We start from the raw sequence: 19,544 nt of genomic DNA on the forward strand, positions 1-19,544 counted from the left end.
GGATCGGGCGTTTAAACCTGATGAGGTGCGAGCGGCATCCCGGGCGGGTATGCGCGCCCGGTGACCGCCCTCTCAGCGGCGCACGCGATAGGTGAGGTGCGCGACCTCGGGGGTCACGCGCTCGCGCAGCAGCTCCAACTCGAGCGAAGGCACACGGTCGAAGACACGCTCACCCGCGCCGAGGGTGACGGGAGCGATGTGCAGCCGCAGCTCGTCGACGATCCCCGCCCACAGCGCCTGATTGAGGGTCTCGGCGCCGCCGGCGATGGCGACGTCCGCATCCCCGGCGATCTCTCGCGCCTGCTCGACCGCCGAGTGGATGCCGTCGGTGACGAACCGGAACGTGGTCCCGGTCAGCTCCAGCGGGTCGCGGGCGTAGTGCGTGAGCACGAACACCGGCGCGTGATACGGCGGCTCCTCGCCCCACCACCCGATCCAGTCGCCGAGCGGCTCGTCCGGGGTGGGCCACTCGTTCCGCACCGGGCCGAACATCTTGCGTCCCATCACGTAGGCGCCCGCCGCGGTGATGGCGTCGATCTCCTCCGCGTGCGCGTCGGCGTACTCGAACATCCACGCGTGCAGGCGGTTGGCCGCTCCACCGCCCAGCGGCTGCTCCAGCGACTGGTCGGGGCCGGCCGCGAAGCCGTCGAGCGAGATGGCGATGTCGGCGGTGACGATTCCCATGCGGGAAGAGTAGTCAGGCGCGCTCGACCTTGTCGAGCATCCCCCAGACCGCTTCGCTGAGTTCGGGATGCTCCAGGGCGATCCGGCGCAGCACCCCGTACTCGAAGCGGGCGAACACATCGCGCCCGGCCGAGGGATGGTGTGCGCGGGACTGCTCGTCGGCGAGGTCGAACGCCTCGATCGCGGCGGCGCGGAGGCCGATGACGACCTGCTCGTCGACACTCGGCAGATCGGGGATGAACTGCCACGGATCCTCCCCGGCACGGCAGCGGTGCTCGATGATCGCGGACAGCTCGTCGCGCGCCTGCTGGCGGAGCAGCTCGATGCTGCGCGGCACCGGTTCGGTCATCTCGCACCCTCCTTCCCCGGGTCGTGGACGGGTCGTTCGCCCGCCGCGCCGGCCCCATCGCCCGCGCAGTGGGAACAGCCTAGGCGGTGCCGGCGACACCACGCCAATCGGGGTGCAACGAAGGGTCTACGTGTCGCGCGATGTCACTCGGTGCGAGCGAGGAGGTAGGCGTTCAGCGCAGCGGTGAGGGCCGCATTCACCGGGTACTCGCGCTCGTCCAGGTGCGTGACGGGAGCTGCTTGGCGGACGCTCGACACCAGCCAGAGGGCGTCGGCGGCGGTCACGTCGTCGAGGGTCATGGGAGCGAACTCCGTCCGCAGACCGCGGCTCTCGAAGAAGTCGAAGACGGCCGCCTGCGTGGTCCCGGCGAGGATGCCCTGGTCGGTGTTCGGCGTGCGGACGACGCCGTCGGTGAGGGTCACGACGTTCGAGGTGGGGCCCTCGAGTGCGTAGCCGTCGCTGCTGACGAAGAGCACGTCGTCGGCCCCGCGGCGGACCGCCTCGCGCTGCGCGGCGCGGTTGATCGCGTACGACAGCGTCTTCGCGCCGGCGAGCAGCCAGGGCGACGTCTCGGCGACGTCGTGGCGGTACCCGCGATCGAGGGTGACCACCCGGATGCCGAGGCGGGCCCGCGAGAAGTCCTCGCCCAGATCCACGAACAGCCAGCCGCTCGGGACGCCAGAGCCCTCGATCCCGCGGCTGTAGATGAGCTTGGCGTAGAGCTCCGCATCCCGGTCGCCGTTGCGGGTCAGGTAGTCGGCGACGCCAGCGCGTACGGCCTCGCGCCAGACGTCGAGCGCCGGGGCCGGGAGGTCGAGCAGCGCGGCGGAGTGCGCCAGTCGCGCGAGGTGCGGTTCGAGCGCCTGCGGGTGGCCGGCGATGACGGCGATCGTCTCGAAGACGCCGTCGCCGCGGGTGACCGACAGGTCGGTGACGCGCACCTGCGGCGCGTCGAAGTCGGACACCACGAATCCGGGATCGCCGGCCTCCGGAGTCCCGGTCGGCGTGGTGATGGTCAGCAGTGTCGCGCGCGTCATGCCCCTATTCTGCCCCGCGCCTCTCCGTCGATCCCTCCCGCGCCTCCGCCCACCGTCGAGTCCGCGATTTTTGCACACCGCCGCGGCGTGTCACGTGCAAAGTTTGCGGACTCGACGGTGGGGGTCAGTGGGTTTCGTGGATGCGGAAGGCGTCGTCGTGGGCGAGGGGGAGGTCGGAGACGGCGACGTTGGAGACCGATGCGCCCGGCGGGCCGGTGCGCAGCCAGTCGAGCATCCCGTCGACCTGCTCCGGCGTCCCCTCGATCTCGGCCTCGACCGTTCCGTCGAGGCGATTGCCCGCCCATCCGGTCACGCCGAGGCGCTGCGCGGCCTCCCGCGCACCCCAGCGGAACCCGACGCCCTGCACGCCCCCGGACACGATCGCTCTCTTGCGGATCACAGCCCCATTCTGCCCCTGCTTCAATGGAAGGATGAGCGCACCCGCCGTCCCGGCCGCCGAACGCATCCCCCACCTCCGGTCCGACCTGATCCGCGCCGGCCTCACGGTCGACGCGCTGACCGACCTCTGGGGCGAGGAGGCGGCAGACGCCCTGCACCGCGGGCAGCGCGTCCCGGCGGAGCGGGCGCTGCGACGCCGCGGTCCGTCGGCGCTGGCTACGCTCGCCCGACTGTTCGTGCTCGGCCGGCCGGTCCCGCGCGACGAGGTCGCCGAAGCCCTCCCCGAGCTCGGGATCGACGGTGCGCTCGGCCTCGAACTCGTCACCGTCGAGGGCGATACGGTCGCGTCGGCGGTCGACCTCCGGCCCTACGGCTTCGTGGATGCGGCGGGCCCGGCCGAGTGGTGGATCGTCTCCGACCTCGGCGAGCTCGCCCTCGGCCACGCGCTGCCCGAGGACCATGTGCTCGGCGTCGGCGGCGCATCCCTCACCCTCAGCGGACTGATGCTGCAGACCCCCGTCGACAGCGCGCTCGACCTCGGGACGGGATGCGGCATCCAGGCGATGCACGCCGCACGCCACGCCCGCCGGGTCGTCGCGACCGACATCTCGCCGCGCGCCCTCCGCCTGGCGGCGCTGAACCTCGCGCTCAACGAGATCGACGGCGTCGAGCTGCGGCTCGGGAGCATGTTCGAGCCGGTCGCCGGCGAGCGCTTCGACCACATCGTGTCCAATCCGCCGTTCGTCATCACGCCGCGAGCGGAGGGTGTGCCCGCCTACGAGTATCGCGACGGCGGCATGGTCGGCGACGGGCTGGTGGCCTCCTTCGTGAGCGGATGCGGCGAGCACCTCCAGCCCGCCGGGGTCGCGCAGCTGCTCGGCAACTGGGAGTACCGCGGCACCGGTGATGGTCTCCTGCGTGTGCGCGACTGGGTGGATGCGTCCCCCGTCCCGGTCGACGCCTGGGTCATCGAGCGCGACGTCGAGGACGCGGTGCGGTACTCGGAGACGTGGATCCGCGACGGCGGCACCCGCCCGGGCACCCCGGAGTTCGAGCGGCTGCTCGGCGCGTGGCTCGACGACTTCGAGGCCCGCGATGTGCGCTCGGTCGGGTTCGGTTACCTGCTGCTCCGTCGGTCGGCGGGCGTGCCGACGCTGCGCCGGTTCGAGAGGCTGCACGGTTCGCTCGGCGCCAACGAGGCAGGGCTCGGCGTGCACCTGGGCGAGGCGCTGGCAGCGCATGATCTGCAGGCCGCACTGACGGACGACGAGCTCGGCCGCTTGCGACCGGTGGTCGCCGGCGACGTGACGGAGGAGCGGCATCTCTGGCCGGGCGCCGACGCACCGACGGCGATCCTGCTCCGGCAGGGTGGAGGGTTCGGGCGGACGGTGTCGGCCGACACCGGACTCGCCGCGCTGGTCGGCGCGTGCGACGGCGAGCTGTCCGTCGCGGCGATCGCTGCGGCGCTGGCGCAGCTGCTGGAGGTCGACGACGATGCGCTCCTCGCTGACCTTCTGCCGGCCGTCCGGGGCATGCTCGTCGACGGCTTCCTGCGCGCGTGACGCGCTGGCGCCTCCCCGGGGCGGCATCCCGGGGTCGCAACACGCCGTTATGGGGCGCGTGTAACGGCGTGTTGCGCCCCACGGAACGTCAGCTGCGTTCGACCGGCACCAGTGTGACGTCGGCGATCCGCCTGTCCGCGACGTCCAGCGTCAGGTAGGTGCAGACCGGCTGCCGTCGCCGGTCCGTCGGCGAGCCGGGGTTGAGGAGGCGGAGCCCGCGCGGCGACACCGTGTCCCACGGGATGTGCGAGTGCCCGAACACCAGCACGTCCGCATCGGGGTGGTCGCGTTCCGCCCGCATTTCGCGGCCGGTCGCCGGGCCGGTCTCGTGCACGACCGCGAACCGCAGCCCGCCCAGCTCCACGTGCGCGACCTCCGGCAGTCGGCGCCGCAGCTCGGGTCCGTCGTTGTTGCCCCAGACGCCGACGAGCCGCCGTGCGCGCTCCTCCAGCAGGTCGAACGTCGCCGCATCCACCCAGTCCCCGGCATGGATGACGACATCGGCCGCATCCACCGCCGCCAGCACCTGGGCGGGCAGAGCGCGAGCGCGTTTCGGGACGTGCGTGTCGGAGATCAGGAGCAGCTTCACGATGGCACACAGTACGCAAACCGCCGGGACGGGGCTAGTTTCGCGCTATGGATCTACGCAACCTCGGAAACAGCGGAACGATCGTGTCGGAGTTCGCCCTCGGCACCATGACCTTCGGAGCGGAGGCGGACGAGCAGACCTCGCACGCCATCCTCGAGCACTACATCGACGCGGGCGGCAACTTCATCGACACAGCGGACGTGTACACGACAGGTGCCTCGGAGTCGATCATCGGCCGGTGGCTGGCCCGTAACCCGGGTCGCCGCGACGGGGTGGTGATCGCGACGAAGGGCCGGTTCCCGATGGGCGGCGGCCCCAACGACCTCGGCCTCTCGCGCACCCACCTTCGCACCGCGCTCGACGCCTCCCTGCGGCGGCTCGGCGTCGACCACATCGACCTGTACCAGATGCACGCGTGGGATGCCCTCACGCCGATCGAGGAGACCCTGCGGTTCCTCGACGACGCCGTCACCTCGGGCAAGATCTCGTACTACGGCTTCTCGAACTACCTGGGCTGGCAGCTGACGAAGGCGGTGCAGGTCGCCCGCGCGAACGGGTGGGCCGCGCCGGTGACCCTGCAGCCGCAGTACAGCCTGATCGTGCGGGGCATCGAGCACGAGGTGGTGCCGGCGGCTCTGGATGCGAACATCGGCCTCCTGCCGTGGTCGCCGCTCGCGGGCGGCTGGCTGAGCGGCAAGTACCGTCGTGACGAGCCGCCGACGGGCGCGACGCGGCTCGGCGAGAACCCGACCCGCGGCATGGAGGCGTGGGAGGCCCGCAACGCCGACCCGCGGACGTGGGAGATCATCGACGCGGTGGATGCGGTCGCGAGCGAAACCGGAGCATCCGCCTCGCAGGTGTCGCTGGCCTGGCTGAGCGATCGCCCGGCGGTCACATCCGTCATCCTCGGCGCCCGGACGGTCGAGCAGCTGGAGGACAACCTCGGCGCGGCCGACCTGGAGCTGACCGACGAGCAGCGGGCACGCCTCGACGAGGCGAGCACGCCGCGCACCGACATCTACCCGTACGGCGAGCAGGCGATCCAGCAGCGTCACCGGAAGCGCGAGGGCGGCCGCTGACCCGGACCGGGGGTCCCGCCGGCCCTAGCGGCGGAGGCCGTCGAGCTCCAGGAGGAGGTCGCGGGCGGCGGCGCTGACCGCCGCCTGCGGCGCGCGCAGACCGACCACGACATCGGCGGTGCCGCCGCCGGCCGCCGCCATGCGCAGCACCGCCATCCGCAGTTCGACCGTCCCGCCCGGGATGCGGTGGCCGCTGAGCGAGATCACGGTGGAGGCGAACGAGAGCGACGTCCACTCGTCTGCGGCGGCCGTGGTGTCGTCGGCGATGCCGGCGAGCCATGCCGCCAAGTCCCGCGCCTCGTCGTCGGTCAGGCAGGCGTCGCTCAGCGTCCAGCGCCGGGCGCCGTCCTCCACGACCGCGTCGACGACCACGCGGTCGCTCGCCGAGTCGTAGGCGGCCGGCCGCAGCTCGACGCTGCGGTCGCCGCCCTCGTCCTGCAGTCTCACGATGCGCTCGGCACCACCGTCAGCACGCGCTCGATGTACTCGAAGAACGCGTTCATGAAGCCGCGGAGGAACTCCTCCGTCCCCGGATCGGTGACGGTGCCGTCCTCCTCGATGAGGCCGGGGCGCATCCAGATGTAGGCCTCCGGTGCGTTCATCTGCGGCGCCTGGAGGAAGCTGAGGACGCTGCGCAGCTGCTGCTGTGCGACGGCCGTCCCGATCTGCCCGGGCGACGCCCCGATGACGGCGGTCGCCTTGCGCGCGATGACGTTCTCGCCGTAGGGGCGGCTGGCCCAGTCGATCGCGTTCTTCAGCGCGCCCGGGATGGACCGGTTGTACTCCGGCGTGATGAAGAGGAGCGCATCCTGCTCGGCGATGAGCGCCTTGAACTCGCGGGCGACCGGCGGGAAGTCGCCGTCGAAGTCGCGGTTGTAGAGGGGCAGCTCGCCGATGGGGATCTCGGTGAACACGAGGTCGGACGGAGCCAGCCGGAGCAGGGCGCGGGAGAGCGTGCGGTTGACGGAGCTCGTGGACAGGCTGCCCACGAAGTAACCGACTTTGTACGGAGGTTGGAGTTCGTTGATCGTCGCCATGTCCGCCATGCTGCTCCCCGCGGTCGGCGGAGTGAAGCCCCCTTATGCGTCGGTCTGGCGTCTTATGCGTCGGTCTGGCGTCGCCGGGGTGAGGAATAGGGCATCTTCCCGATGTCTGCGGGGGGCCTTAGCGAGAAGTCTGAGACTCACGAAGAAGAGGGGATCGGATCATGATGATCGAGGAGTTCGTGGACTTCCGGGTACGGGCCGGCGAGACGGCGCGCGAGGAGCGGCAGCGTGAGCAGGCGCGCCGCGCCGACGAGCGGGGCCGGCGGCTGCGGTCGGAGCGCCGGGGGCGCACGAGTGCGCGGTCGGCGGCCGTCGGCGCGGCTGCGGTCGTGCCGGTGCCGGCACCCGCCGCGGAGGTCCTGACTGAGGAGCGCAGGGAGCTGGCCGACGTCGCCCGCTGAGGGCGGCGCCGGGCGGCTGTCTGCCGTCCGCAGACCCACCTTCGCGGTGGCCACGGATGTCGGTGGTCGGTGGCACGATGATGTCATGCGAGCGCCGGCGTCGAGCCCCACATTGATCGGACGGGAGTCCGATCTGGTGGCGCTGCGCGACGCGCTCCGCGATGCTCAGGAGGGGGAGCCGCAGGCCGTCGTGATCGGCGGCGAGGCGGGCATCGGCAAGACCCGGCTGCTGGAGGAGTTCCTGTCAGCCCAGGAGTCGACGGCCACCGTGCTGCTCGGCCGTTGTGTCGATCTGGGCGACGACGCCGCTCCTTACGCGCCGTTTGCCGCGGTGCTCCGTCGCCTCATCCAGACGGTCGGGCTGGAGCGTGTGCTCGACGCGACGGGCTCAGGGGCCGGGGTGCTGTCGGCTCTGCTGCCCGAACTTGCCGACGAGTCGGCGGTGCCTCCGCGCACCGGCGCCGAGCGGCTCTACGAGCTTGTGACGGTGCTGCTGGAGAAGATCTCCGGCGACCGGCCCGTCATTCTCGCAATCGAAGACGTGCAGTGGGCCGACCGCTCGACGCTCGAGCTGCTCCGGTTCATCGTGCGGATGGCCGAGGGCGGGCGCCTCCTGGTCGTCCTCACCTACCGCAGCGACGAGGTGCCGCGCGGCCACGTGCTGCGGTCATGGCTGCCGGAACTGGAGCGCACCCGGCGCGTGACGCGCTGGGAGCTCTCCCGCCTGGGCCCGGAGCAGGTCGCCGAGCTGGTGGCGGAGCTCCTCGGGCGCGTGCCCGACGATCCGTCCCTCGCCCGGGTCACCGAGCTGAGCGAGGGCGTGCCGTTCTTCGTCGAGGAGCTGGTGTGCATCGACGGCCTGCAGTCCGGCGACGACCTCCCCGAGACCCTCCGCGAGCTGGTGCTCGCCCGGTTCGAGAGGCTGAGCGATCCGGCGCAGCGCCTGCTGCGCGTGCTGGCGGCGGGCGGTGTCTGCGTCACGCACGAACTGCTCGCGGCCGTCTTCGAGGGCACACCCGACGAGCTGGATGCGGGAGCCCGCGAGGCCGTCGTCGCCAACCTGCTCTCCGCCGACTCCACCGAGTACGCGTTCCGTCACGCGCTGGTCCGCGAGGCCATCCACGCCGACCTCCTGCCGGGGGAGCGCACGCGCTTCCACGCCCGGTACGCCGAGGCGCTCGAGCAGAGCCCGCAGCGGTCCGCGGTGCAGCTCTCGTCGCACTGGCTCGCGGCGCACGATGTGCGGCGCGCCTTCCTCGCCTCGCTGGAGGCGATGGAGGAGGCCAAGCGCTCCTACGCGTACGCCACCACCGCGGCCATGGGCGACCGTGTGCTCGAGCTCTGGGATCGTATCCCGGACGCCGAGACCCTGAGCGGGCGCGACCGCGCGTCGGTGATCGCCCGCACGGCATCCGCCCTCCGCAACGCCGGCAACAATGAGCGGGCGCTGGCGCTGGTGGAGTCCGCGTTGGCCGAAGCCGACGACCTGGCGCCGTCCCGCCGGGCACGGCTGCTGCGCGACAAGGGCCAGTACCTTGCGAACCTCAACCGCCCGGGCAGCGCTGAGCTCCTGGAGGAGGCGCTCGCCCTCGTGCCGCCGGAGGCGGTGTCGCCGGGCGACCCCCTGCGCCCGCATCTGCTGACGGAGCTCGCGGCGCAGCGGATGCTCGCCGGGCTCTTCGACATCGCGATCGAGACGGCACGTGCCGCGATCGCGGAGGCCGAGGCGGCCGCGCCCTCGATGCGTTCCGTCGCCCACAACATCCTCGCGGCGTCGCTCGTCGAGTGCGGCCGCATCGAGGAGGGGTTCGCCGAGTTCGAGATCGCCGGACGCCTCGCGGTCGGTGACGCGGGGGCCACGTTGCGCTATGCCGTCAACGCGTCGGACGCCCTGAACTCGGTCGGCCAGTACGCCGAGGCGGTCCGGTTGGCGGAGTCCGGGGTCGCGCAGGCGCGCGAGCGCGGAGTCGAGCGCACCTCCGGAGTCTGGCTCGCGGCCAACACGGCCGAGCCGCTGATCGCGCTCGGACAGTACGAGCGGGCGGAGGAGATGCTGCGCATCGCCCTCGGGTTCGACGACCGCACGGGTGTGACGGCCCAGCTGCAGCGAGCGCGTCTCTGGGTGTGGCACGGCGAGCCGCAGCGGGCGGAGGCGCTGCTCCGGCGGTTGCGGACGCCCCTCCGCGCACTCGCCGAGCTGGAGCAGCAGACCCGGCTGTCGCTGGCGCGCGTGTCCGCCGAGGTGGCGATCGCGCTCGGCGACTACGACCGCGCGTGGGCCGAGACGCGGGGGATCGGGTCGCTGCCGTTCCGCTCGCTCCCCGGGTACGACCTGCCGGTGCTGGCGTCCGCGTCGCGGGCGCTCGCCGAGCTCGCGGTCCGGGGCGACGGCATCCCTGGCTCGACTGCCGGTGCGGCCGGCGACGACGACGGTGCGCTGGATGTCCTGGCAGAGGCCGCGCGCCTGGAGGCCACCCTCGACCGCCTGCGTTCCTGGCCGACGGCGACGGCGTGGGCACCGCTGGTCGAGGCCGAACTCGCGACCGCGCGCGCCGCGGTCTCGGACACCGCGGACCGCGCCGGGCGGTACGCCGACGCCCTCGCCGCCTGGGAACGCGCGATCGTCGCCGCGGAAGACGCGGTGGCGCCCGCTCACCTTCGGCCGTACGCTCTGCTGCGCGGCGCACGTGTCGCCCTTGCCGCCGGGGAGCGTTCGCGGGCCGACGCGCTCGTCGCCGAGGGTCGTCAGGCGGCAGCCGGTCACGGCATCCCACTGCTCGTCCACGTCGCCGACGCTCTCGCCGAGCACCCCGTCGGTCGCCCCGCTGCCGTCGCGACCGCGCACGGCCAGCCGCTGACCGAGCGCGAGGAACAGGTACTCGCCCTCATCGAGCAGGGCCTCAGCAACAAGCAGATCGGCGAACGCCTCTACATCAGCGCCAAGACCGCGAGCGTGCACGTGTCGAGCATCCTGCGAAAGACCGGAGCATCCAGCCGCACGGAGGCTGTCTATCTGGCCTCGAGGCCGTTGCCCTGAGCCGTTGCCCTGAGCCGTTGCCCTGAGCCGTTGTCCTGCGCAGTTGCCTGAGGCCGGTGCCCTAGGCGGGTGCCGCCGACCGATCAGCTCTCGACGGCGACCGCGCACCGGATGCACAGCTCGGCGGTCGGCCGCGCCCGCAGGCGGTCCACGCCGATCGGCTGCCCGCAGCGTGCGCACACGCCGTAGGTGCCCATCCGCAGCCGCTCGAGCGCCGCATCCACCGCGACGATGTCGTGTGCGGCATCCGACCGCAACGCCTGCAACCGGCTCCACTCCGACGACAGCGTCGGGCCCTCCGGGTCGTGCTCGTCGTCGGCGGTCGACTCCGACCGCGACGCGAGCAGCACACCCAGCGACTCCGCCATGCGCTGCGACTCGGCGAGGTCGCCGCGCCGTCGCTCGCGCAGCAGTGCGCCCAGCTCGTTCCGCTCCTCGGCGGTGAGGACGTCCTCGTCCGACACCAGCCGCAATTCTGCGGTCGCCGGCTCGTCGGCCCGTGCCCGCTCATCCATCTGCGCATCCTGCACCAGCGCACCCCTTCCGATCCCCCGATCGTGCTTCTGACCGAGTCAGGGTACGCCTGCTCGATCGATTCCGCCTCCGCGACGCGCGTAGGCTCAGCGGGTGCCCTCCTTCCGCGTGATCGTCGCCGTCGGCCGTCTTCGCCCGGGAGTGGACCCGCGCTCCGTGGAACCGGCCGCCGCAGACGCCGCCCGCGAGCTCGCCGTCGTCGAGGCGTCGAGCGTGGATGTCGTGGCCGGCGAAGCGCGCATCACCGTCCGGTTCGCCGAGGACTCCGCGCAGTCCGCCCTCCGGGTCGCCGAGCACACCGTCGCCGGCCTCCGCTCGGTCGCGGAGACCGGTCCGTGGCGGCTCACCGAACGCGTCGGAGGCCGCTGGTTCCGTCGGGCCTGAGCCTGACCGCCGGTGCGCCGGTCAGGCTGCGGCCGGCAGTGACTCCTCGATCAGCCCGAGGATGGCGGGGTCGTCCGGCTCGGTCTGCGGGCGGAAGCGGTGCACGGCGCCGTCGGGCGTGATCACGAACTTCTCGAAGTTCCACTTCACCCGCCCGGCCTTGCCCTCCGCATCGGGCGACTTGGTGAGCTCCTGGTACAGCGGGTGGGCGTTGCGCCCGTTCAGCCGCACCTTCTCCATCATCGGGAACGTGACGCCCCAGGTGGTGGAGCAGTACTCCTTGATGGCGTCGGTGGAGCTCAGCTCCTGGAGGAACTGGTTGCTCGGGAACCCGACGACGGTGAACCCGCGGTCGCCGTAGGTCTCCTGCAGCTTCTCGAGCTTCTCGTACTGCGGAGCGAGCCCGCAGCGAGAGGCGACGTTGACGACGAGGACGACTTTCCCGGCGAATGCCGCGAGGGAGGTCTGCTCGCCGTCGATGGTGTGGAAGGGGATGTCCATCACGGTCATGATCGCAGCGTATGGCCCGTGCCTTCGAACCTGCTCCGAGTCTGCGGCACGGCGCGCCGCATCCGGCGCCATCGCATTCTCAGCACTCGATGACGTTGACCGCCAGGCCGCCCTCGCTGGTCTCCTTGTACTTCGTCGACATGTCGAGACCGGTCTGCCGCATTGTCTCGATGACGGTGTCGAGCGACACGAGGTGCGAGCCGTCGCCGTGCAGGGCGAGGCGGGCGGCCGACACGGCCGTCGAGGAAGCGATCGCGTTGCGCTCGATGCACGGGATCTGGACCAGACCGCCGACCGGGTCGCACGTGAGGCCGAGGTGGTGCTCCATCGCGATCTCGGCCGCGTTCTCCACCTGGCGCGGGGTTCCGCCGAGCACCGCGCACAGAGCGCCGGCCGCCATGGCGCACGCCGATCCGACTTCCGCCTGGCAGCCTCCCTCGGCTCCGGAGATGGAGGCGTTGGCCTTGAACAGCGAGCCGATCGCCGTCGCGGTGAGCAGGTACTGCCGGATGCCCTCGGCGGAGGCGCCGGGCACGAACCGCAGGTAGTAGTGGGCGACGGCCGGGACGATGCCGGCCGCGCCGTTCGTCGGCGCGGTGACCACCCGGCCGCCGGACGCGTTCTCCTCGTTGACCGCGAGCGCGAACGCATGAAGCCACTCGAGAGCGGTGGCGCGGCCCGGGTCGTCCTGGACGGACTCCAGGTGCTGTCGCATCTTCGCGGCGCGGCGCCAGACGCCGAGGCCGCCGGGCAGCGTCCCGTCGCCGGAGAGCCCGCGGGCGACGCACTCGGCCATGGCCTCCCAGATGAGGTCGAGGCGTTCGCGCGTCGCGTCCTCCCCGTGCAGTGCGACCTCGTTGCGGCGGGCGACCTCGCAGATCGGGATCGACTCCCGATCGCAGATCGCGATCAGCTCCTCGGCGGTGTCGTAGGGGAGCGGATGCGCCTTGCGTGCCGCGAGGTCGGCCTCCTCGCCGTCGCGGCGGATGAATCCGCCGCCGATCGAGTAGTAGGTCTCTTCGAGCAGGGGGAGCGGTGACCGCCCTCCGTTCTCGTCGCGGCCCCAGGCTCGCAGGGTCAGAGCGTTGGGGTGGCCGGGAAGGCGCGTGCGCGGTTCGAAGGCGATGTCGTCCTTCGACAGCGGGATGCTGCGGCGGCCGGCGAGCTGGAGCGTCGCGCCGGGCGTGAGATCCGCCCAGGCGCCGCGGACGTCTTCCGGGCGACAGGTCTCGGGCTGCAGCCCGCGGAGTCCGGCGATGACGGCGTCCGGTGTCCCGTGGCCGATGCCGGTGGAGCCGAGCGAGCCGTAGAGAGCGCAGGTGACCTGGTCGACGCGGTCGAGCATCCTTGCGTCGTCGAGCCGCGAGGCGAACGCGGCGGCCGCTCGGAGGGGTCCGACGGTGTGCGAACTCGACGGGCCGATGCCGATCGAGAACAGGTCGAAGGCCGAGACGTACGCTGTCACTTCTCCAGTGTATGTCGCCGTCCGCGCGGCTTTCCCGCGTTCCCGCGCGCATCCGCGCACGTATCGTGCGTACGCTCCCGCCTCACGATTTGCGCCAAATCGCGGTTTTCGGGCGGCGTTAACCGAGATTTGGCGCAAATCGCGGTTTTCGGGCGGTCAGAGCGGCGGGGACGGGGAAGCGGCCGCCGCATCCCTCCGCAGGATGCGACGGCCGCCGTTCACGGGACCGGTTGTCGGCGTCAGGCCTTCCGCATGTAGGCGCGGACCGTCAGCGGGGCGAACACCGCCACGATCGCGGCGGCGCCCGCGAGGGCGATCCAGCCGTCGGCACCGAAGGTGCCGCTGTTGGCGAGGTCGCGCACCGCGGTGACCAGGTGCGACACCGGGTTGATGTTCACGAACCACTCCAGCCAGCTCGGGAGTGTGCTGGGCGACACGAAGGCGTTCGAGAAGAACGTCAGCGGGAACAGCACGAGGAACGAGATGCCCTGCACGGAGCCGGCGGTCCGGGCGATCACCCCGAAGAAGGCGAAGATCCAGCTGATCGCCCACGCGCAGGCGATGACGAGCAGGCCGCCGAGCGCCGCATAGCCGACCCCGGCTCCGGGCTTGTAGCCCATCGCGAACCCGACGATGAACGTGACCGCCGTGGCGATCGTGTACCGCAGGGTGTCCGCGAGCAGGGCGCCCGAGAGTGGGGCGATGCGCGCGATCGGGAGCGACTTGAAGCGGTCGAACACGCCCTTGTCCATGTCCTCGCGGAGCTGGACGCCGGTGACGACGGAGGCCGTGATCACCGTCTGGACGAGGATGCCCGGGATCAGCTGCGGCAGGTACGCCTGGACGCTGCCCGCGAGGGCGCCGCCGAACAGGAACGCGAACATGACGGTGAAGATCACCGGCTGGAGCGTCACATCCATCAGCTGCTCCGGCGTCCGCTTGATCTTGAGCAGTCCGCGGTGCGCCATGGTGACGGTGTTGGCGAGCGTCTGGCTCAGGCTCACGTGGTTCTTCAGCCGCCGCTCGGACGGCGGGGTGATGGTGGTCAGGGCGGTCATGCGGAGACCTTCTCTCCTTCTTCGGCGGACGCCTCGTCCGCCTTCTCGTCTTCGACGCCGTGGCCGGTGAGGGTGAGGAACACCTCGTCGAGCGTCGGCTTCTGCACGGACATCTCCGACAGGTGGATGCCCGCCTCGCGGAACGTGATGAACAGGTCGGTGACCGCGTCCGCGTTGCGCATGGGGGCGGTGATGCGGGAGCCTTCGGGCGACACCACCGCATCCACCCCGAGCACCGTCTGGATGGCACGGCGGGCGTCCTCGATGTCGGCCGGGTCGCTGATGCGCAGCTGCAGCGACGACTCTCCGACCGAGGCCTTGAGCTCGTCGGCCGTACCTTCGGCGACGACGCGTCCGCGGTCGATGACCGCGATGCGGTCGGCCAGCTGGTCGGCCTCGTCCAGGTACTGCGTGGTGAGCAGCACGGTGGATCCGGTGGCGACCAGGCGGCGGATGGTGTCCCACATCTGGGCGCGGGTGCGCGGGTCGAGGCCGGTGGTCGGCTCGTCGAGGAAGATGAGCGGCGGCTGCGCGATGAGGCTGGCCGCGAGGTCGAGGCGCCGGCGCATGCCGCCGGAGAACTTCTTCAGCGGGCGCTTCGCCGCCTCCGTCAGCCCGAACTCCTCGAGCAGCTCGGCCGTCTTCTGCTTGGCCTCCCGCCCGCTCAGGCCGAGCAGGCGCGAGAAGATGATGAGGTTCTCGTTGGCGGACAGGGTCTCGTCCACCGAGGCGAACTGCGCGGTGACGCCGATCAGCTGGCGGACGACCTGCTGCTCCTTGCGGATGTCGTGGCCGAAGATGAAGGCCTCGCCCGCATCGGGCTTCAGCAGGGTGGCGAGCATGGAGATGGTGGTGGTCTTGCCGGCCCCGTTCGGGCCGAGGACGCCGTAGACGGCGCCGGCGCGAACGGTGAGGTCGACGCCGTCGACCGCGCGGTTGTCGCCGAAGACCTTGACGAGCCCGTGGGCTTCGACGGCCCACTCGGAGCTTCGAGTCATGGTGTTCCTTTCCTGGTTGGAATGGTGATGCTCCGATAGTGCGCGGGCGCGCTTACATCGCCCTCACGTGCCGCTTACAGCGCGGCTGAGGGGATGTAAGAGCGCGTGAGCGCGTGTCAGGATGCGGTGCGCGCGGCGCTGAGGTCAGGCCGCGCGGCGTGCCGACGCGAGGAGTCCCTGCCGGTCGATGTCGGCGAGTGCGAGGGCGCGTGGCACGGTGCCGAGCTCGAGGCTGAGGAGGGCGGCGAGGAGGTCGAGCTCGCCCGACCGCTGCCGCCGGTTGGCGGCGGCGACCCGGTGGGCGCGGACGAGTGCCTCTCGGGCGGAGGCGCCCCAGCGGGGGCGGACGACGCGCGGCGACGCCGACAGGCGTTCGGCGGGCGGCGGGGTGACACCGGCGACGCGCAGGCTGGCGGCCCGCTCGTCGGCCAGCGCTGCGTCGAGGCCCTTCGGGTCGAGGCCGGCGGCGGCGAGGACGGTGCGCACCGGCTCGCTTCCCTCGCGGGACAGCGCGAGCAGCAGGTGCTCGGCTTCGACGGTGGACGAGCTGCGCTGCTGCGCCTCGGCGACCGAGCGGATGATCACCGGACGCAGCGCGCGCGACAGCGGCTGGCCGGGCACGTTCTGGGTGGAGCCGGGAGCGATCTCAGACATTGCGTCTCCTCAATTCGACGCCGGCCGCGGCGACCCGGCGCAGGTGCTTCTTGTGGACCGCCTGCCGCGTGATGCCGAGAGCGTCGGCGATCTGGGTCCAGCTCCAGCCTTCGCGGAGCGCGCGCTCGACCTCGGCGTCTTCGAGGCGGTCGGCGAGCTCACGGAGGGCGACCACCGCGGCGAGGCCGTCGGCGACGCCTCCGACCGGGTCGGGGAACGGTGCTTTCGGAGTCATGGAAGCAACTATAGTTGCTTATTCGACTTTGTCAACCAAAGTTGCTCATCTACGACGGGATGGGTCGCAACACGCCGTTATGGCGCGCGTATAACGGCGTGTTGCGACCCACGGAGGCATGGGAGGGGGCGGACGGGACGGGAGGGAAGGACGCGGGGCCGGGTCAGGGGCGCACGTCGGAGAGCAGCGCCAGGCCGCGCACGACGGCCTCGGCGGGCGGGACGGCCGCCACGGACGCGGCCGCAGCCTGTAGGCGCTCGCGCCCCCACGTCTCCGCGATCCGGTCCGCAAGCGCGTCCTGGTGCAGGCTCGCCACGTCCTGCCGGGCGTTCGCGCGCCCGGAGAGTGCGAACAGCGTCAGCCCCGCATCCACCCAGCCGTCGGGATGCCGCTCGGCCGTCCGCGGGTCGAGCATCCACACGGCGAATCCGGACAGACCGGACCCGGTAACCGGCCGGTCGAGCGACGGCGGGTTGAGGCGGGAGGTGACCAGGATGCGCGTGCGCAGTGCCGCGGCGGCCGCGTCCGTCTCCGCGGCGTCGACGACGGTCGGGTCCGCGGCGAGCACGCGCAGCCGCACGACCAGCGCCGCCGCCCCCAGCACGATCGTCCACGGGTTGAGGATGCGCTCGCCGGTGGTGGGCGCGCCGCCGAACGCCGCGAGCGCCTCGTCGTAGAGCCGCAACGCCTCGGGCAGGTCGCCCTCCGCCACCGCGATCTCCGCCATCCCGGCGTAGCCGATCGCGTAGTAGTCGGCGTAGTCGAAGCCGGTGCGGTCGATCTCGACGGCGAGGTACCGCTCCAGCAGGGTGCGCCCGCGGTCGGTCTCGCCGTTCGCAATGGCGTTCATCGCGATCAGCCAGTCGAGCTGGCGGAGGTCGCCGTCGGCCTGCAGCTGCGACATCTGGTCGTGGGCGCGCTGTGCCCACTCCAGGGCCTCGGCGGGATGCGCGAGCTGGCTGTGGCACTGCGCAATGGCCTGGGCGGCGGACGCCAGCGACCAGGCGTCCCCGGCGGCCTGGGCAGCCTCCCACCCGCGCGTTGCGCGCTCGAGCGCCTGATCCAGCTCGCCGGAGTTCTCGTGCAGCTGCGCGAGCAGCAGGTTGCCGATGGCCGCGCGCTCGGGATCGTCCGAGTCGGAGTAGGTGCGCAGCAGATCCAGGCCGGTGTCGGCCCGGCCGGCGTGCAGAACGAGTGCGGCCATCGCATCCAGCCGGGAGTCGGCGAACGGCCGGCGGCGACGGAGCCTGCGCAGCCGAGAGATCGCCCGGGCGGAGGTGCGCAGGTCGACGAACAGGAAGGTGCCGCCCACGATGGTGTAGGTCGCGGCGACCGCCTCGCGGAGCTCGCCCTCCGGCTCCCACCCGTGCAGCAGGTCCATGATCGCCGAGCCGAAGCCGAGCACCTCAGAGTGCGCACTACGGAGCGACCAGTAGTAGGCGAGCGTGGCGAAGACCACCGCGGCGGTGTCGCGCCGTCCGCCGTCGATCGCCGAGCGCAGCACGGTGACGAGGTTGTCCTGCTCGGCGGTCACGCGCTGGAAGGTCGGCACCTGCTGCGGGCCGTGCATCCGCGACAGCGTCTCGCGGCAGAACGCCACGGCCCACGCGTCCATCCCGACGAGCACGGCGTCCTCCTCGCGGGCGCCGACCAGCTCGTGGTCGCCGAACTCGCGGACGGTCTCCAGCATCCGGTAGCGGAGGAGTCCGGTGCTGCGGTCCTCGGTCACGGTCACCAGCGACTGCGCGACGAGGGCGTCCAGATCGTCCAGCACGGTCACGGCGCCGGAGCCGGCGACGGCCTCCGCGGCCTCGGCGCTGAAGCCGTCGGGGAAGCGCGACAGCCGCCGCAGCAGCGCCTGCTCCGACGTGCTGAGCAGGTTCCAGCTCCATTCGATGACGGCGAAGAGGGTGCGGTGCCGCTCCGGGGCGGTGCGCTCGCCGCCGGTGAGCAGGGCGAAGCGATTGCCGAGACGGCGCTCGATCTCATCCACCGACAGGGATCGGGTGCGTGCGGCGGCGAGCTCGATGGCGAGCGGGAGGCCGTCCAGCCGGTCGCAGAGCCGGGCCACGACGTCGAGGGGCAGCACGGCTCCGGGTCGTGCGGCGCGGGCGCGCTCGACGAACAGGGCGACGGCCGGGCCGTAGGCGTCGGCGGCGGACGAGCTGGATGCGGCCCGGGCACCCGACGTGTGCGCCGCGTCCCGGTCGGTGCTCTTGAGCGAGTCGAGCGGGTACACGCGCTCGGCGCCGATCGCGAGCGGAGCGCGGCTGGTGGCCAGCACGCGGACGTTGGTGGTGGAGTCGAGGATGTCCTGCACGTACGCTGCCGCCGCATCCACGATGTGCTCGCAGTTGTCGACGATGAGCAGGGTCTCGCGTTCGGAGAGCAGGCCGAGGATGCGCGACCGCAGGTCGAGCTGCGAGCCGGGGTCGGCTGCCCGCGTCGCCCGGGCCTCACGGATGCCGAGGGTCGACGCGAACGCGAGCTCCACATCCTCGCCCGACCGGACGCTCGCCAGCTCGACCACGATGACGGCGGGGGTGTGCACGGCGCGATTGCCCACCTCCTGCGCCAGACGGGTCTTTCCGAGGCCGCCGGCGCCGAGGATGGTCGTCAGCCGGGAGGTGGCGATGAGGTCTTCGAGGGCTTGAAGGTCGTACTCGCGGCCGACCAGCGCGTTCGGCGCGGTGCGGAGCCCGATCCGGACGCGGCGCGGAGTGCTGGGTCGCTCGTCCTCGTCGGCGGCGAGCAGCTCGGCGTTGAGGGCGACGAGTTCGGGGCCGGGGCGGGTGCCGAGCCGGTCGAGGAGCGCCTCCTTCAGCTCGGCGAACGCCAGCAGCGCCTCGCTGCGCCGGCCTGCGTCGGCGAGGGCCCGCAGCTGCTCCAGCCGCAGGGTTTCGTCGAGCGGGCGGCTCTCGAGGAGCGGTCGGAGGTCGTCGAGGGCGGAGGTCGGATCGCCGGCCGCACGCCGGGCGCGGGCGCGCAGGAGCAGCAGCTCGTCGCGGAGGGAGGCGGCGGTGCGCTGCAGTTCGTCGGCGAGCGGCGAGCTGCCCAGCTCGGCGCCGGGTTCGCCGCGCCACAGCCGGAGCGCGCGCGTCGTCTCGGCGATCGCGGAGGCGGTGTCGCCCGAGCGCAGGGCGGCGGTGGCGCGGTCGAGGCAGTGACGGGCGAGCCCGAGGTCGGTCTGCTCGGGCGCGACCGCGAGCGTGTAGCCGCTCGGCGTGGACTCCAGCAGACCGTCGGCGCTGGTCGTCCGCACGCGCGAGACGAGGGTCTGCAACGCCGCGCGCTCCTGCCGGGGCGGGGCGTCATCCCAGAGATCCTCGACGAGGGACGGGACCGTCGCGACGCCGCGTGCGAGCACCAGAGCCACGATCAGGCTCTTGCCGAGCACACCGGCGGGCTCCGCCAGCGCGCCGGCGCGGTCCTCCACCAGCACCGGGCCGAGCACGGCGACGCGAGGGGGCGGGGGCGCGGACTGCACCCGCCGATCTTAGCCAGTGCGGACGACGCTCGGTGG

At 72.2% G+C, this 19,544-nt stretch carries 20 protein-coding genes; 5 read left to right on the plus strand and 15 right to left on the minus strand.

Features of this window, described 5'->3' with window-relative positions:
• Nucleotides 1-72 precede the first annotated feature (72 nt).
• The 4 genes from H284_RS0116795 to H284_RS0116810 form a co-directional block, all read right to left on the minus strand.
• Nucleotides 73-684, minus strand: coding sequence for a dihydrofolate reductase family protein (locus H284_RS0116795; protein WP_018191665.1), 612 nt, complete (start codon nucleotides 682-684; stop codon nucleotides 73-75).
• A gap of 13 nt (nucleotides 685-697) precedes the next feature.
• Nucleotides 698-1,033 (minus strand): hypothetical protein, encoded by a 336-nt coding sequence (locus H284_RS0116800; protein WP_020077142.1) that lies wholly within the window; start codon nucleotides 1,031-1,033, stop codon nucleotides 698-700.
• A gap of 143 nt (nucleotides 1,034-1,176) precedes the next feature.
• Entirely contained in the window at nucleotides 1,177-2,070 is an 894-nt protein-coding gene (locus H284_RS0116805) for an aminodeoxychorismate lyase (RefSeq protein WP_020077143.1), read from the minus strand.
• Between the two features lie 124 nt (nucleotides 2,071-2,194).
• A complete protein-coding gene (locus H284_RS0116810) occupies nucleotides 2,195-2,470 on the minus strand; it encodes an acylphosphatase (RefSeq protein WP_039731519.1) in 276 nt (91 codons plus the stop codon).
• Between the two features lie 31 nt (nucleotides 2,471-2,501).
• On the opposite strand from H284_RS0116810, the gene H284_RS0116815 reads away from it, so the two are divergent.
• A complete protein-coding gene (locus tag H284_RS0116815; RefSeq protein WP_020077145.1) occupies nucleotides 2,502-4,031 on the plus strand; it encodes a DUF7059 domain-containing protein in 1,530 nt (509 codons plus the stop codon).
• Between the two features lie 88 nt (nucleotides 4,032-4,119).
• Here H284_RS0116815 and H284_RS0116820 read toward each other — a convergent pair whose 3' ends face one another.
• Complete coding sequence (locus H284_RS0116820; protein WP_020077146.1) at nucleotides 4,120-4,620, minus strand: metallophosphoesterase family protein; 501 nt, start codon at nucleotides 4,618-4,620, stop codon at nucleotides 4,120-4,122.
• 47 nt (nucleotides 4,621-4,667) lie between these two features.
• On the opposite strand from H284_RS0116820, the gene H284_RS0116825 reads away from it, so the two are divergent.
• Nucleotides 4,668-5,699 carry an aldo/keto reductase gene (locus tag H284_RS0116825; protein WP_020077147.1) on the plus strand — a complete coding sequence of 344 codons (1,032 nt, stop codon included), beginning with the start codon at nucleotides 4,668-4,670 and terminating at the stop codon, nucleotides 5,697-5,699.
• 24 nt (nucleotides 5,700-5,723) lie between these two features.
• Here the strand turns inward: H284_RS0116825 and H284_RS0116830 are convergent, their stop codons facing one another.
• Together H284_RS0116830 and H284_RS0116835 are read right to left on the minus strand one after the other, a co-directional pair.
• Nucleotides 5,724-6,146, minus strand: coding sequence for a WapI family immunity protein (locus H284_RS0116830; RefSeq protein WP_020077148.1), 423 nt, complete (start codon nucleotides 6,144-6,146; stop codon nucleotides 5,724-5,726).
• Nucleotides 6,143-6,745 carry an NADPH-dependent FMN reductase gene (locus H284_RS0116835; RefSeq protein WP_018191655.1) on the minus strand — a complete coding sequence of 201 codons (603 nt, stop codon included), beginning with the start codon at nucleotides 6,743-6,745 and terminating at the stop codon, nucleotides 6,143-6,145. The genes H284_RS0116830 and H284_RS0116835 overlap by 4 nt, the downstream gene beginning before the upstream one ends.
• Before the next feature lie 161 nt (nucleotides 6,746-6,906).
• On the opposite strand from H284_RS0116835, the gene H284_RS0116840 reads away from it, so the two are divergent.
• Together H284_RS0116840 and H284_RS0116845 are read left to right on the plus strand one after the other, a co-directional pair.
• Nucleotides 6,907-7,146, plus strand: coding sequence for a hypothetical protein (locus H284_RS0116840; protein WP_020077149.1), 240 nt, complete (start codon nucleotides 6,907-6,909; stop codon nucleotides 7,144-7,146).
• Between the two features lie 85 nt (nucleotides 7,147-7,231).
• On the plus strand, nucleotides 7,232-10,183 hold the full coding sequence (locus H284_RS0116845) for a helix-turn-helix transcriptional regulator (protein ID WP_020077150.1): 2,952 nt from the start codon (nucleotides 7,232-7,234) through the stop codon (nucleotides 10,181-10,183).
• A gap of 83 nt (nucleotides 10,184-10,266) precedes the next feature.
• On the opposite strand, the gene H284_RS0116850 is transcribed toward H284_RS0116845, so the two are convergent.
• A complete protein-coding gene (locus H284_RS0116850) occupies nucleotides 10,267-10,698 on the minus strand; it encodes a TraR/DksA family transcriptional regulator (protein WP_020077151.1) in 432 nt (143 codons plus the stop codon).
• Between the two features lie 112 nt (nucleotides 10,699-10,810).
• Here H284_RS0116850 and H284_RS0116855 point away from each other — a divergent pair, with 112 nt between their 5' ends.
• Nucleotides 10,811-11,101, plus strand: a complete 291-nt coding sequence (locus tag H284_RS0116855) for a hypothetical protein (RefSeq protein ID WP_020077152.1) — start codon at nucleotides 10,811-10,813, stop codon at nucleotides 11,099-11,101.
• Between the two features lie 21 nt (nucleotides 11,102-11,122).
• Here the strand turns inward: H284_RS0116855 and H284_RS0116860 are convergent, their stop codons facing one another.
• The 7 genes from H284_RS0116860 to H284_RS0116890 all read right to left on the minus strand — a co-directional run bounded on the left by H284_RS0116860 (nucleotide 11,123) and on the right by H284_RS0116890 (nucleotide 19,508).
• Complete coding sequence (locus tag H284_RS0116860; RefSeq protein WP_020077153.1) at nucleotides 11,123-11,611, minus strand: glutathione peroxidase; 489 nt, start codon at nucleotides 11,609-11,611, stop codon at nucleotides 11,123-11,125.
• 79 nt (nucleotides 11,612-11,690) lie between these two features.
• Nucleotides 11,691-13,076 carry an L-serine ammonia-lyase gene (locus tag H284_RS0116865; RefSeq protein ID WP_020077154.1) on the minus strand — a complete coding sequence of 462 codons (1,386 nt, stop codon included), beginning with the start codon at nucleotides 13,074-13,076 and terminating at the stop codon, nucleotides 11,691-11,693.
• A gap of 239 nt (nucleotides 13,077-13,315) precedes the next feature.
• On the minus strand, nucleotides 13,316-14,134 hold the full coding sequence (locus H284_RS0116870; protein ID WP_020077155.1) for an ABC transporter permease: 819 nt from the start codon (nucleotides 14,132-14,134) through the stop codon (nucleotides 13,316-13,318).
• The gene (locus tag H284_RS0116875; protein ID WP_018191647.1) at nucleotides 14,131-15,132 is read right to left on the minus strand and encodes a daunorubicin resistance protein DrrA family ABC transporter ATP-binding protein; all 1,002 of its coding nucleotides are present in this window, start codon (nucleotides 15,130-15,132) and stop codon (nucleotides 14,131-14,133) included. Before H284_RS0116875 ends, H284_RS0116870 begins: the two co-directional genes overlap by 4 nt.
• A gap of 144 nt (nucleotides 15,133-15,276) precedes the next feature.
• Nucleotides 15,277-15,786 (minus strand): Clp protease N-terminal domain-containing protein, encoded by a 510-nt coding sequence (locus tag H284_RS0116880; RefSeq protein WP_018191646.1) that lies wholly within the window; start codon nucleotides 15,784-15,786, stop codon nucleotides 15,277-15,279.
• Complete coding sequence (locus tag H284_RS0116885) at nucleotides 15,779-16,021, minus strand: helix-turn-helix domain-containing protein (protein WP_018191645.1); 243 nt, start codon at nucleotides 16,019-16,021, stop codon at nucleotides 15,779-15,781. The genes H284_RS0116880 and H284_RS0116885 overlap by 8 nt, the downstream gene beginning before the upstream one ends.
• 163 nt (nucleotides 16,022-16,184) lie before the next feature.
• On the minus strand, nucleotides 16,185-19,508 hold the full coding sequence (locus H284_RS0116890) for an ATP-binding protein (RefSeq protein ID WP_020077156.1): 3,324 nt from the start codon (nucleotides 19,506-19,508) through the stop codon (nucleotides 16,185-16,187).
• Nucleotides 19,509-19,544 lie beyond the last annotated feature (36 nt).

The sequence above is a fragment of the Cryocola sp. 340MFSha3.1 genome, assembly GCF_000383315.1.
In the GTDB taxonomy this organism is placed as follows: Bacteria; Actinomycetota; Actinomycetes; order Actinomycetales; family Microbacteriaceae; genus Leifsonia.

Bases quoted from the DNA above. Each gene is read 5' to 3' on its own strand.
- H284_RS0116885 (WP_018191645.1), bottom strand. From the start codon at position 16,021: ATGACTCCGAAAGCACCGTTCCCCGACCCGGTCGGAGGCGTCGCCGAC.
- H284_RS0116860 (WP_020077153.1), bottom strand. From the start codon at position 11,611: ATGACCGTGATGGACATCCCCTTCCACACCATCGACGGCGAGCAGACC.
- H284_RS0116835 (WP_018191655.1), bottom strand. From the start codon at position 6,745: ATGGCGGACATGGCGACGATCAACGAACTCCAACCTCCGTACAAAGTC.
- H284_RS0116850 (WP_020077151.1), bottom strand. From the start codon at position 10,698: ATGGATGAGCGGGCACGGGCCGACGAGCCGGCGACCGCAGAATTGCGG.
- H284_RS0116800 (WP_020077142.1), bottom strand. From the start codon at position 1,033: ATGACCGAACCGGTGCCGCGCAGCATCGAGCTGCTCCGCCAGCAGGCG.
- H284_RS0116825 (WP_020077147.1), top strand. From the start codon at position 4,668: ATGGATCTACGCAACCTCGGAAACAGCGGAACGATCGTGTCGGAGTTC.
- H284_RS0116815 (WP_020077145.1), top strand. From the start codon at position 2,502: ATGAGCGCACCCGCCGTCCCGGCCGCCGAACGCATCCCCCACCTCCGG.
- H284_RS0116875 (WP_018191647.1), bottom strand. From the start codon at position 15,132: ATGACTCGAAGCTCCGAGTGGGCCGTCGAAGCCCACGGGCTCGTCAAG.
- H284_RS0116880 (WP_018191646.1), bottom strand. From the start codon at position 15,786: ATGTCTGAGATCGCTCCCGGCTCCACCCAGAACGTGCCCGGCCAGCCG.
- H284_RS0116870 (WP_020077155.1), bottom strand. From the start codon at position 14,134: ATGACCGCCCTGACCACCATCACCCCGCCGTCCGAGCGGCGGCTGAAG.
- H284_RS0116795 (WP_018191665.1), bottom strand. From the start codon at position 684: ATGGGAATCGTCACCGCCGACATCGCCATCTCGCTCGACGGCTTCGCG.
- H284_RS0116805 (WP_020077143.1), bottom strand. From the start codon at position 2,070: ATGACGCGCGCGACACTGCTGACCATCACCACGCCGACCGGGACTCCG.
- H284_RS0116845 (WP_020077150.1), top strand. From the start codon at position 7,232: ATGCGAGCGCCGGCGTCGAGCCCCACATTGATCGGACGGGAGTCCGAT.
- H284_RS0116840 (WP_020077149.1), top strand. From the start codon at position 6,907: ATGATGATCGAGGAGTTCGTGGACTTCCGGGTACGGGCCGGCGAGACG.